The sequence below is a fragment of the Alloalcanivorax xenomutans genome, assembly GCF_900217905.1.
Taxonomy (GTDB): Bacteria; Pseudomonadota; Gammaproteobacteria; order Pseudomonadales; family Alcanivoracaceae; genus Alloalcanivorax; species Alloalcanivorax xenomutans.
In genome coordinates this window covers 209,316-222,190 of record NZ_OBMO01000002.1, presented here as the reverse complement: position 1 = coordinate 222,190, position 12,875 = coordinate 209,316, and the positions used below count along the sequence as shown (strand labels likewise).

The window sequence follows — 12,875 nt, the reverse complement described above, 5'->3', positions numbered from 1 at the left end:
TTCCTCATGACGCTACTTCTGGTGGTGGTGACCCTGCTGGGCGCCGCCTTGCTTTATTTCTCTGATCGGCAGCAGCGGCTGCTGGCTTTGCCTTTGCCACCGGCGGCCCGCTTCGGTGGGTTATTGATGATCGTCGGTGGCCTGGCGGGCTGGGCCGCGCACTGGGGCGTCGGTGTGGGCCTGTTTACCGGTTTGTGGGTGTTTGCCCTGGGAGGCATGGTGCTGCCGATGATAGTGGGCCATCTGGTGGACGGTTACCGGGCTCAGGGGCGATCCCGATCATGAGGGCGCTGCTTGGAACCGTGCTGGGGCTGCCGCTGGCTTTGATGCTGTGCGGCCTGCTGGCGGCGATATTGCCGGTGGACTGGCGGCAGTGGCTGGTGCTGTATTTGCTGCTGTCCGTGGTCCTGTGGTCGGCACTGATCACCTTGGCCGCGTTGCCCGCCAGCCACTGGCGCACCGCAGTCTGGCTGGTGGCCGCCAACGGCGTCGCCTGGATAGTGCTGCAAACCACCGGACTCTATGGGGCGGCGGCATGAAAGCGGATACCCTGCGCAAACACATTGATCTGCACGGTTGGCTGGGCATGCTGGCCGGTCTGGCGCTGTTCGTGGCGTTTTTCGCCGGCGCTCTGAACATGTTCCATGAGGAGCTGCATCACTGGCAGGAGCCTTATGTCGCCGAAAGCGACGGCGGTGAGGGCGACCTCCAGGCATTGCTGGACCAGGTGCTGGCGGTCACGCCGGAGGCGGCCAAACTGATGTATCTGGTGCCGGGGGACGACCCGGTGGCCCTGTGGCAGGACGCCGACCAGGAATGGCAATTCGACCATGCCAGCGATTTCAATGCCGCCGGCGAACGAGTCAAAAAGCCGCGCTCGGAGCTGGCCGAGTTCATCAATGAGCTGCATTACAAACTGGCGCTGCCAGTGGTCGGCCTTTATCTGATGGGTATTATCTCGGTGCTGTATGGCGCAGCGCTGATTGGCGGGCTGGTGATCCACTGGCCGAAACTGAAAAAGGAATTCTTTGCTCTGCGCCATCAAGGCAACCTGCGGCGTTACTGGAAAAACCTGCATAATCTGGTCGGCGTCATCAGCTTTCCGTTCCACGCCATCTTTGCCATTACCGGTGCGGCCATGGGCTGTTTCGCGCTGCTGGCGCTGGTGGCCGGCACCCTCGTGTTCGGGCCGCAATTGCAGGGGGCCATCACCGACGCCACCGAGGCCTGGCCAACACCGCAGGCCAGTGGTGAATCGGTGGCGATGGCTGGCGTGGAGGCCTACGTGGCCGCCGCCCGCGCCGAGTTGCCGGATTTGCGGGTGGATTGGATCGAGCTCCAGCAGTACGGGGACCGTAATGCGGTGGTGGATGTGGCCGGGTCCGTGCCCGGGTGGATCGCCCATCACGCCCATGTGGTGCTGGCCGGTGATGACGCCCGCACCCTGACCGTCACCAGCCCCGGCAACCGGCCGTTCAACCATGCCGCTTTGTCACCAGTGTACTCCCTGCATTTCGGCGACTATGGCGGATTGCTGGTGCGTAGCCTGTACTTCGTTCTCGGTCTGTTGGGGTGCCTGTTGTTCTTTTCCGGCAATGTGATGTGGGCCGAACGGCGCACCGACCGCCAGGGGCCGAGCCGGTCCGCCATCATCATGCTGCGGGTGACGCTGGGGGTGACTTTTGGCGTGATGGCGGGGCTCGCGGTGAGTTGCCTCGCCAACAAGGTGGTCAGCCATTCACCATGGGCCGGTGCCGTGGCCTGGTCGGAAAAGGGAGCTTTCCTGGCGGTGCTGCTGCTGACCCTGCTGCTTGCCCTGCGGGCGGCGCCACTGGCCATGTGCCGGTGGGGACTGCGCGGCTGTATCGCGCTGTACCTGCTGGTTCCTTTGGTACAAGGCGGGCTGGAAGGGTTCGCTTCCTGGCGTGAGCCCCACATCCATCTGGTCAACACCGCCTTGTGGGCGGTGGCGGCCAGCCTGGCGGCGGTGGAGTGGCTGCGGGTGCGGCGCTTGCGCCGGGCCGGGCCACATCCGCTGTGGGTGCCCGCCCCACCGGCTCCGGCCAGTGAGGCGGAGCTGGCCAGCTCCTGATACAAACCGGCTCTGGCATCATCGCCGGGTCTGGCGCATCCTGCCTCCTCTGTCGATGGCGAGCGAGGATCGAAAGCGGATGAGTCTGGAACAGGAGTGGGCGGGTTTGACGCCCCGGGATGCCATCGCCTTGCAGCGGAAAACCGCCACCGCCGTGATCACCGAGGACCAGCTTCCCGTGGTGCGTACCGTGGCCGGCGTGGATGTGGGTTTCGAGAACAAGCACACTGCCCGTGCCGCGGTGGTGGTACTGGACGCCGCTACCCTGGAGCCCGTGGACCATGCCCTGGCGCGCCTGCCGGTTTCTTTCCCTTATGTGCCCGGTTTGTTGTCCTTCCGCGAATGCCCCGTGGTCCTGCGGGCGCTGGCGTCGCTGAAGGTCACGCCGGATCTTTTACTGTGTGACGGTCAGGGTATCGCCCACCCGCGTCGTCTGGGGGTGGCCTCCCACCTTGGTGTGCTGACCGGTCTGCCCAGTATCGGCGTGGCGAAAAGCCGGCTGGTCGGTACTCATGACCCGGTGCCGGACCGGCGCGGTGCCTGGGTGCCTCTACGTGATGGCGATGAGGTGATCGGCGCGGTACTGCGAACCCGGCAAGGGGTGAAACCGTTGTTCATCTCGCCGGGCCATCGTCTTTCCCTGGCCACCGCGTTGGAGTGGGTGATGGCCTGTATCACCCGCTACCGTCTGCCGGAAACCACCCGCTGGGCCGATGGACTGGCCTCCAATCGCGGCCAACGCTGGCTGGATCGCCTGAAATAGCCCGGCCTGCTAATCTGCCACTTTGTCCGGCGAAGTGCCGGTATGACCAGGACACGGAATGGAGAGTTGTATGTATTGTCGACCCCGCACTCAATGGCGCTGGATGACGCTGGCGTTGTGTTTGTCATTCGGGGCTGCCGTTCAGGCCGAGGAGGCGCGCTACGATGCGCCCAGGGCCGTGGTGGGGCCCCTGCCGTATCTCGGTGTGCACGGACTGGGCGTGGACGCGGAAGGACGCTTGTATGCCGGCAGTGTGGTGGGGCAATCGCTTAATCGCGTGGACATCAACAGCGGTAGGGTGACGGTGTTTGAAGGGCCGGATGAGGGCATGGCCGATGACGTCGCCTTCGGGCCTGACGGCGAAATGGCCTGGACCTCTTACCTCAGCGGTATTCTGCGCATTCGCGATGCCGATGGCGAAGTGCGTGACGCCGCTCTTGGCCTGCCCGGCATCAACTCCCTGGCCTATAACCAGGAAGGCCGGCTGTTCGCGACCCAGGTGTTCATGGGGGATGCGCTCTATGAAATCGACCGCCAGGGTGAAGCGCCGGTCCGTAAGATCAAGGAAGACATGGGCGGCCTCAATGGTTTCGAATTCGGCGCCGACGGCAAGTTGTACGGGCCATTGTGGTTCAAGGGCAAAGTGGTCCGCGTGGACGTGGACAGCGGCAAGATGGAAACCGTGGCGCGGGATTTTCAGGTGCCGGCGGCGGTGAACTTCGATGCCGAAGGGCGGCTCTACGTGGTGGATACCAAAACCGGCGAGCTGGTGCGGGTGGATGTGGACAGTGGCGCCAAAACCACGGTGGCGACGTTACAGCCGGCCCTGGACAACCTGGCCGTGGATCACAAGCGCAAACGTATCTACGTCTCCAACATGGCGGATAACTCGATTCAGGAAGTGGACCCGGAAAGCGGCCAGATCCGCACCCTGGTGCGTTCGGATCTGGCCGCGCCGGCGGGGCTGTCGGTGGTCGGTGATGACATCTACATTGCCGATGTATTCGCCTTGCGTCGCTATGCGGTGGGCGAAGGTAAGGTGCACGAGTTGGCGCGGGTGTGGGGCTCTGACCTGGAGTACCCGATGAACATCTGGGCGGATCAGGACACCGTGGTCACCGCCAGCTGGGCCGCCAGCGTGGTGCAGGAATTCGATCGGCACAGCGGTGAATTGAAGCGCTCCCTGCATGAGTTCAAGGCGCCGCACGATGTGGTCCGTCTTAACGACGGTAGCCTGCTGGTGGCGGAGCTGGCCAGTGGCAATCTGGTGCGGGTGTCCGGCGAGGAAGGCAAGAAAAGGGATGTGGTGGTTGAGGACCTGGAAGGACCGGCCGGCTTGTCCCTGAACAAAGACGGCTCGGCGCTGTATGTGGCCGATGCCGGCGGCAATCTGTGGGCGTTCGATACCGATGACTGGTCCCGCCGTCTGATCCGCGATGACCTGGTCTTGCCGGAAGGCATCGATCTGACCCGGGATGGCAAGCTGCTGGTGATGGAAGTGGGCAAGCGCCGTCTGTTGGAAGTGGACCCGGTCCGGGGCGACCAGCGCGTGCTGGCGGAGGAACTGCCGGTGGGGTTGCCCCAGCTTCAGGGCCTGCCGCCCACTGGCGTCTTCAATGATGTGGTGGAAGCCGCCAACGGGGATCTCTACTTCAGTGCCGACCGCAAGGGTGGTCTGTATCGTATGAAGCGGCGTTGAGGCGCGGAATGGGAGAAAGGATCGCGGCCCTTGTGAAGAAGGTCGCGATCCTGGTTTCCGTCTGGATCAGTTTTTCTTGCGGGGCAGGGTGAGCCAGTCACTGGGACTGGGAGCGCTGCCCGAAGTGGTCTCGACCACGGCCAGACCTTCGCCAACCCACTGCGTCACCTTCACCTTGCCGGCGACGGCGCCGGGGCGCCAACCGATCACCTGACCGGACGGCGCCTGGATCGCCTGTCCCGGCTGCCGCACTTCCAGTTCAGTGCCCAATGCCAGCCCGTTGCGGCGGCCGGCGGGGATATAGACATGGCCGTCACCACCGTCGAAAGCGCGTACCGACCAGCGGGCGCTGTCGGCGCGGGCCGCCAGCTCATCCAGCAGTGCGTTGGCGCCGCCGTTGCTGTCCGTGCCCAGGGTCACCGTGGAGACGCCTTCACGGGTAGTATCGCGCAGGGAAACCTGTAGTTGATTCTGGCCGGCAGGAACCACTTCCACCAACAGACGAACACCTGGATAGGTGGTCAAACCGTCCAGGCAGCTTTCGCTTTGCAGCGGGGCATTGCCACAACCCTGGGTATTGCTCAGGGCGTCACGCAGGGTGCCGGTGGGGACGATCACGAAACCGTGTTCCGGAGCGCCTTCGGTGAGCGTGCTCCAGAAGGCATCGGCATTGCCGAGCTGACCCTGTACCAGCACGCCGACATTATTGAGGGGTTCGTCGCGACGTTGGAATGCGGTGACGGCACCCTGGTCACTGGCGCCACGCTCCCAGAATGGCGTCTTCCATTCCGGTTTGGGCGTATTGAGTTCGGCCGGAGAGTCGACCATTTCCAGTGCGTTTTCAGTGTCCAGGTTCTGGCTGGCGCAACCGCTGACAAAGGCGGCCGCCAGGAGGCCAAGCAGGGCTCGACGGGGGCTGTTATTCATGGATGTTTCCGTTTCTACCGCATTGAGGGGGCGGGTCGGAGCAGGCCGGCCCGGACGTCTCTTGGAGTTTGCGCAACTGAAGAGGGAGTGTCCAGTGTCAGGCTCTCCGGCCCACATGAAAAAGCGCCGCGTACCAGCGGAAATGGCACGATCCGCGGGTGACGCGACGAGAGGCGGACAACAGGGCGAAGGGACCCTCATGCCGCGCGGTATGGTGCAGTGAATCCAAGTGGATTCCACGGAGGGCGGTCCATCCTGGACTGCCCTCACCACACGGAACTGGGAGCTTAGAAGTTGACGGTCATATTCAGGCTGGCGGCCTTCACATCGTCATCGGCGAAAGCCGCTGACGGCAGAGGACCGACCAGGCCGTTGCTGGACAACATGCCGGCTTCGTTTTCTTCCAGCATACCCACGGACAGCCAGGTTCTCAGAGTCTTGTTGACCTGATAGCTGAACTGCAGGTCGTAGAACATGCTGTCGTCATCGGCGTTGATGGTCGGGTTGTCAACGGACAGTTGACCCACGGCGCCGGTAACGGCGAACTTGTCGGTGAGGTTCCAGGTCAGCTTACCGGCGATCACTTCCTCATCGTAGCCTTTGACCCCAAGCGTGCCACCCATGCGATACATGCTGGTGGGGCTTTGGGTGGAATCGGGATTGTTGTTGATCAGGCTGGAGTAGGTGTCGAAGCCGGGGGAGATCAAACCGCCGTCCTTGGACATGATGTACTGAAGGCCCCAGCCCACCACGCCGGCATCGCCTTCAAGGCGCAGATACGCCGAGGGGGCGTCATCGGTGAAGTACTGGTCGTCGGCGGCGCCTTCCACGTTGCCGTTGGTGAAATAGTTGAAGCCCACGGTAGCTTTGGCGACATCGCCGAGGCCGCCGCTGACATAGCCCGAGAAGAGGGTAACGTTGGACAGGACATAGGGCGTGGCCGCGCCGGGATAGGCGATGCTGCCCTCGTAGTTGTTCATCCACTGCACGTAGACCAGCCCGGCATTCACGTTATCCGTGATTTTGCTGGTGATACCCAGGGTGGTCATGTCGCCGTTGTCCTGGTTGGCGAACGGCGCGGCGTCCTGGCGGCGATCGTAGAGTGCCACCAGCGTGGTTTTCTTGCTCAGCGGTTGAATCATCAATACCCGGTCTCGGCGGTCATCACACACCAGGAAGCAGTTGTTGTAACTGGTGGCCTGACGGCCCACGCGGAAGATGGTGTGACCCACCGGAATCTGCACATAGCCGAGATCCAGGCGCACATTGTCGCCGCGACTGCCGGTGTTGAAAGCCTGGTCATTGGCGGGTGAGGCGGCACCGTGGTTGTCACCCACCCAGCGGTCACCGGCCAGTTCCACGCTGGTGTAGACGGAGATACCGGTGTCCTCATCCAGGAAGTTGGCTTTGACCCGGATCAGATGGCCGAAGCCGGTATCCGTGTCGGAGGTGCCGGGATTGGTGGAGTCGAACGCGTCGGAAGTGACGCCGAACGCGGTGGCGCGATACTCCATGCCGAAATCGGTTTTCAGTGCCATGGCGGAGGACGACATCAGAGTGCCGAGGCCGATGGCGGAGCCGATCGCGGCGGCTTTAATACTGTTGCGGAGTTGATTTGAAGGGGTGCTGGTGGTCAGCGGTGTGTTTTGTTTATCGGTCCACTTAAATGCCATTGTTGTTGCCCTTTATTGTTCGAAGTTTATTGGTATATGGGAACTTCGGACGGCGCCGATGCGCCATGGCGACCACACCCGGTGTTGATTTGTACCCGTGTGCCAATCCCCGATGTCCCTCGCGTGCCCTTCCGAAGGCAGTTTCTCCCGAGTGAGCCAGCCTTATTCAGGAAGGCCCTTAATTGCCGGAGTGTATTTCTGCATAAGCGTATTAATACGCCCCGGTCAGCTTATCTTTCCCTTCATGGAGAAACGGTAACAATCGTCGTTTCCGACGAGATGTGAAATTTATACTGGTGAGAATGTTTCTAATCTTAAATCGATTTAAAAGGACTGAGTTACGGGTTAATAAAATCATTATTTAAAGTGTGGGACGATTGTTCTATTAATATAAAAATAAAAAGGGAAATGCATGAATATATAAACCGGGTTGAATTAAATAATAATGGCATGGAGAGGGATGTTTTGGGCGTGATCGGGGCTGGGGGATTCATCTTTTCCGGTGAGGCTTGATCGTGTGCTGACACACGGGCATCCCCCATGGAAAGCGGCTGAGAGATGTCGGGATTTGGCGTGGAGGGCATTGTTGACTCTCGGGCGACGGCGGCGAGCGGAAGCCGAGAGAGCCTCTGAGGTTATCTGCGGTGGGGGACAATATCAGGGTGGGTAGGGAGAGGACAAAAGGAAAGGGGCGGCTTGGGCCGCCCCTTTCCGGAGGGTTACTGATTCAGCAAACAATCAGAAGTTCACGGTCATGTTCAGGCTGGCTGCCTTCACGTCGTCGTCGGCGAAGGTGTTCATTCCCGCCAGAGAGCCGATCAAGCCGTTGCCGGACAAGGTTCCTGCCTTATTTTCCTCCAGCATGCCCACGGACAACCAGGTGCGCAGTGCTTTGTTGACCTGGTAGGCGAACTGCAGGTCGTAGACCATGCTGTCGTCATCGGTATCGGTCAGCGCGTTGTCCACGGACAGTTGACCCACGGCGCCGGTAACGGCGAACTTGTCGGTAACGTTCCAGGTCAGTTTGCCGATCACCAGATCCTCGTCGTAATCCTTCACACCCAGCGTGCCGCCCATGCGGTACATGCTGGTGGCACTTTGGGTGGCGTCCGGATTGCTGTTGATCAGGCTGGAATAGGTGTCGAAGCCCGGTGCGATCAAGCCGCCGTCACGAGCGGTCACGTACTGTACGCCCCAGTTCATTGGGCCAGCGTCACCTTCCAGGCGGAAGTAACCGGACGGAGACTGATCGGTGAAGTACTGCTCGTCCACCGCGCCTTCCACCTTGCCGTCGGCAAAGTAGTTGAAACCCAGGGTGGCGGTAGCCAAGTCGCCGAGGCCGCCGGACACATAACCGGATACCAGGTTGACGCCGTTCAGTACGTAGGGGGTTGGAGTGTACGCCACGGTGCCGTCGTAGTTGTCCATCCACTTGACATACAGCAGGCCGGCATTCCAGTTGTCGCTCAGTTTGCCGGTAACACCCAACAAAGCCATGTCACCATTGTCCTGGTTGGCGAACGTGGTGGTGTCGGCACGGCGGTCGTAGCCCAGCACCATGGTGGTGGTCTTATTCAGGGGCTGAATCATCAGCACCCGGTCACGGCGGTCGTCACACGTCAGGAAGCAGTTGTTGTAACTGGTGGCCTGCCGGCCCACGCGGAAGATGGTGTGGCCGACCGGAATCTGCACATAACCCAGATCCAGGCGCACATTATCGCCGCGGCTGGTGGTATTGAAGCCCTGGTCGTTGGTAGTGCCGTATTTGCGGTCGTCACCGGTCCAGCGGTCGCCCGCCAGTTCCACGCTGGTGTAGACGGAGATTCCGGTGTCTTCGTCGAGGAAGTTGGCTTTGACCCGAATCAGGTGGCCAATGCCGTTGTCCGTCTCGGAGGTGCCGGGGCCGCCATCGAAGGCGTCAGATTGCACCGCGAAGGCGGTAGCACGATATTCCATGCCGAAATCGGTTTTCAATGCCATGGCCGGAGCCGACATCAAGGTGCCGAGGCCGATGGCCGAGCCGATAGCGGCGGCTTTAATGCTGGTGCGGAGTTGGGAACGGGCAGGGCTGGCCTGACCCCCTTCGTGATTGCTGGTCCACTTAAGTGCCATTGTTATTCGTCCTGTGTTCTTCGAAGTTTATTGATAGAGGGGCCGCTGTTTTGAATTATGCCCCTGTGCCTCCCTTCGCCCTTCCGAAGGCAGTTTCTCCCGAGAGAGGACCTCCATCCCGGAGGCACCCTAGAAGACGTGCAAGTATACCCGTTTCGCAGGCCTTTAATGGGGAACGGGCGTACTCCCTGTCGACGATATGGTTGTCTCTGTGACCGAACGGTAACAATCGTCGGTTTCGACGAAATGCCTGGAGCGCCCGAAGCCCCTTGCCTTCGCGCTTTTCCCCCGCGCGTGAAGAAGGGCGATATGCCGATGGTAAGCGGCTTTCGGGGGATTGGCGAACCCCTCCTTAAGTCGCATGGCCATGTGAATAATTCTTCCAAAACAATGAGTTGCATGCGATCCGCCATGACATGAAGTGTTTTGCGCCGTTTGCCGGCTGCGCCGGCCTTCGTCGCGAGCGGGTGTTCACTGGCTGGAAACGATCACGGAAAAAGAGAAATGAGAAGAGGTTCTGGCGACGAAAACAATTTCCAAATATGTCATTCGATCAGGAAATTGATCGTAAATTGAGCGATTATGGCAGTCCTTAACATATTTAATGGAAGAAAAAATCGTCCATACCGATAAGAACTATTTCAAAATAAAACAAGAGGACGTGTAAGTAAGCGCGCACACTTTAAGAAGACCTCCGAAAAGAGGATAGATTCCCCGCCCGAGGGGCAAATCGTCGCTTCGGACGACGAGTCTTCCGGGGTCACCCCCTAACAATGGAAAGAGAAGAACAACATGGACCCGGCAGTTCCGGAGAGATCTATATGGGAGACAAGGTCCCCTTCGCCGTTCGCCATGAGTATCACTTTGGCGATCGCCTGGTGCGTTGCTACGCCACCAGACCGGCCAATCTTTTGGCCTCCTTTCGCCGTGCAGTGAGCCGGGCGCCGGACAATGAGTGTCTGGTCTGTGATGGTCAGCGGCTGACCTATCGGGAGGCCAACCGGCGCATACAACATATCGCGGCCCAGCTGGCGCGGCGCGGCGTGGAGGCCGGTGACCGGATCGCCTTGCTGATGGCCAACAGCAACGAGTTCGTGCTGGCGTTGCTGGGGGCGCTGCGGCTCGGTGCCATAGTGGTGCCGGTCAACATCCGCGAATCCAAATCCGGGCTGGCTTATATCCTGTATCACTGCCAGGCCAAGGTGCTGATTCATGATGAAGTTCAGAGCGATAAAGTCAGCGGCCGGGAAACCTTGCCGGCGCTGGCGTTCCGCTTCGCGGTGGGTGATGAGGTCGCCGGCGCCGAGCCGTTCGAGGCGCTGCTGAAGGAAGGCGCCCCGCGCCTGCCTCTGCCCACCCCTCAAGAAGATGATACCGCCATCCTGCTGTACACCTCGGGCACCACCGGACGCCCAAAGGGCGTGCGCCTGACCCACCTGAACCTGCTGCACAGCCTGCTGCATTTTGAACAGTCCATGGCGCTGGGTGAAAACGAGCGCTCGTTGCTGGTGGTGCCGGCGAGTCATGTGACCGGTGTGGTGGCGGTGATTCTGACCCTGTTCCACGTGGGGGGCTGCGTGGTGATTCAGCGGGAATTCGACGCCCAGCGTTTCCTGGCTCTGGCCGGTCGGGAGCGGATCACGCATACGGTGATGGTGCCCGCCATGTATAACCTTTGTCTGCTGCGAGCGGACTTCGGTCAATATGACTTGTCCGCCTGGCGGCTCGGTGGCTTCGGTGGCGCGCCCATGCCGGAGGCCACCATCGAGAGATTGGCGGAACGGTTGCCGAACCTGCAGTTGGTCAACGCCTACGGGGCCACCGAGACCTGTTCACCGGCTACTATTCTGCCGTTGGGTGAGGCGGCCCGGCATGCCGACAGTGTCGGCCGGGTGGTCACCTGCGGTGACATCAAGGTGATGGACTCCAATGGCCGCGAACGGCCACCGGGCGAGGCCGGCGAGTTATGGATCGCCGGCCCCATGGTGACGCCGGGATATTGGAACAACGCGGAGGCGGATCGTGCCGAATTCGCCGGCGGCTACTGGCGTTCCGGAGACATCGGTTCGGTGGACGAAAACGGCTACGTGCGGGTGCTGGACCGTAAAAAGGACATGATCAACCGTGCCGGCTACAACATTTACAGCGCCGAACTGGAAGGATTGCTGCAGGGGCTCGACGGCGTGATCGAGTGTGCCGCGGTGGCCCGGCCTGATCCGGTGCTGGGAGAGAAAATCCAACTGTTCGTGGTCAGCGACGACCCCGGGCTCAGCGCCGCCCGTCTCAAGGCTTACTGCGCCGAACATCTGGCCGATTACAAAATCCCTGATTTCATCGACTTTCTTGAAGAGCCGCTGCCTCGTAACGCCAATGGCAAGGTGTTGAAGGCGCAGTTACGGCTCCGTATCAGCGAAACCCAAACAGCGTCCGGCTAGGCCGCGGCGGTTCACCGCAACCGCCGCGGGATGGTTCCTGCGCTCCCAACATCAGCACGGATAAGCCGGTTGCGTTGCCGGGGAGGACATCTTTATGCGCGTGGTACGTTTGCTTCTGGTTATGACACTCACGGTGATGACGGCGGTGTCCGCCGCCGCGCCTTTGAGAATTTCCGCCGGTATGGGGCAGCAGCACTTCTGGGTCGGCCAGCACATGGACCCGTTCGTGGACGCCATGGAAAAGGAAACGGACCTTTCCTTCGTGCGTTTCTATTCCGGTTCCCTGGTGACACCGGGGCGGGAATGGGATGCGCTGAAGACCGGCACCATTTCCGTGGCCGCGCCGCTGCTGGCACCCTACCATGAAGGCAGTTTTCCGCTGTCCGACGTGACCCAGCTACCAACTCTGAATACCACTTCGGTGATGGTCACCAAGGCGCTTCAGACGCTGATGGACTCCGACCGGGAACTGGCGGACGGCAAGACCTTTTACCAGTACGAGTTGGCCAGCAAGGGGCTGCGTGGCTGGCCCCTGGGGGCCACTTCCGCGTATTCGTTGTCCACCATCGGCAGGGTGCTGGATTCTCCGGACGACCTGGAAGGCGCGCCGATCCGTGCCGGTTCCGCGCTGCACACCATACTGCTGCAGGAACTGGGCGCGACGCCGGTGACCATGACCAGCGCCGACTCCTACGAGGCGCTGTCCCGCAAGACGGTGATTGGCACCATCCTGTCGGTGGCGGATTGGCCGTCGTACTCGTTCGAGGACCTGCTCAAGTACACCATCACCGGCATTTCCATGGGACATTGGGAAAGCTACCTGGCGGTCACCGACCAGACCTGGAACGGATTGACCGAACAACAGCGCGCCACCTGGGACCGGGCGGCCCGTCAGATCGCCCTGGATAACGCCGCCCATATCGATAGGCAGGAGGAAGCAGTGAGAGCCAGGACCCAGAAGGCGGGCGCCACCTTCGTGGAACTGAACGAGCTGTCCGACGACATGGCCGGGCATTTGCAGGATGCCGCCAGCCGTACCTGGATTCGCTGGATCGAACAGATGGAGGAGGCCGGGCATCCGGGCAAGGCCACCGCGCGCCTGTGGGCGGAGCTGATTGAGGAGCAGGGCGGGACCATTCCGCCGAGTGCCGCGGACTACCTCGAACAGGACTGA

The 12,875-nt window shown here is 61.3% G+C and carries 10 protein-coding genes; 7 read left to right on the top strand and 3 right to left on the bottom strand.

Annotation, left to right across the window (positions count from 1 at the left end):
- The first annotated feature begins 6 nt into the window (after nt 1–6).
- From CRO06_RS02625 to CRO06_RS02605, 5 genes are all read left to right on the top strand, one after another.
- Nucleotides 7–285 carry a hypothetical protein gene (locus CRO06_RS02625; protein WP_022994723.1) on the top strand — a complete coding sequence of 93 codons (279 nt, stop codon included), beginning with the start codon at nt 7–9 and terminating at the stop codon, nt 283–285.
- A complete protein-coding gene (locus CRO06_RS02620) occupies nt 282–539 on the top strand; it encodes a hypothetical protein (protein ID WP_026948350.1) in 258 nt (85 codons plus the stop codon). Before CRO06_RS02625 ends, CRO06_RS02620 begins: the two co-directional genes overlap by 4 nt.
- Nucleotides 536–2,092: a PepSY-associated TM helix domain-containing protein gene (locus CRO06_RS02615; RefSeq protein ID WP_097057677.1), complete on the top strand. Its 1,557-nt coding sequence runs from the start codon at nt 536–538 to the stop codon at nt 2,090–2,092. Before CRO06_RS02620 ends, CRO06_RS02615 begins: the two co-directional genes overlap by 4 nt.
- 79 nt (nt 2,093–2,171) lie before the next feature.
- Complete coding sequence (gene nfi, locus CRO06_RS02610; protein ID WP_055100376.1) at nt 2,172–2,855, top strand: deoxyribonuclease V; 684 nt, start codon at nt 2,172–2,174, stop codon at nt 2,853–2,855.
- 70 nt (nt 2,856–2,925) lie between these two features.
- Entirely contained in the window at nt 2,926–4,554 is a 1,629-nt protein-coding gene (locus CRO06_RS02605) for an SMP-30/gluconolactonase/LRE family protein (protein WP_218839859.1), read from the top strand.
- Nucleotides 4,555–4,620: 66 nt separating this feature from the next.
- Here the strand turns inward: CRO06_RS02605 and CRO06_RS02600 are convergent, their stop codons facing one another.
- From CRO06_RS02600 to CRO06_RS02590, 3 genes are all read right to left on the bottom strand, one after another.
- Entirely contained in the window at nt 4,621–5,481 is an 861-nt protein-coding gene (locus CRO06_RS02600; protein ID WP_097057676.1) for a hypothetical protein, read from the bottom strand.
- Nucleotides 5,482–5,768: 287 nt separating this feature from the next.
- A complete protein-coding gene (locus tag CRO06_RS02595) occupies nt 5,769–7,154 on the bottom strand; it encodes a hypothetical protein (protein WP_097057675.1) in 1,386 nt (461 codons plus the stop codon).
- Nucleotides 7,155–7,892: 738 nt separating this feature from the next.
- Entirely contained in the window at nt 7,893–9,266 is a 1,374-nt protein-coding gene (locus tag CRO06_RS02590) for a hypothetical protein (protein ID WP_097057674.1), read from the bottom strand.
- An 821-nt stretch (nt 9,267–10,087) separates the two neighbouring features.
- Here CRO06_RS02590 and CRO06_RS02585 point away from each other — a divergent pair.
- Complete coding sequence (locus CRO06_RS02585) at nt 10,088–11,701, top strand: class I adenylate-forming enzyme family protein (protein WP_097057673.1); 1,614 nt, start codon at nt 10,088–10,090, stop codon at nt 11,699–11,701.
- 94 nt (nt 11,702–11,795) lie between these two features.
- Nucleotides 11,796–12,875, top strand: coding sequence for a TRAP transporter substrate-binding protein DctP (gene dctP, locus CRO06_RS02580; protein WP_097057672.1), 1,080 nt, complete (start codon nt 11,796–11,798; stop codon nt 12,873–12,875).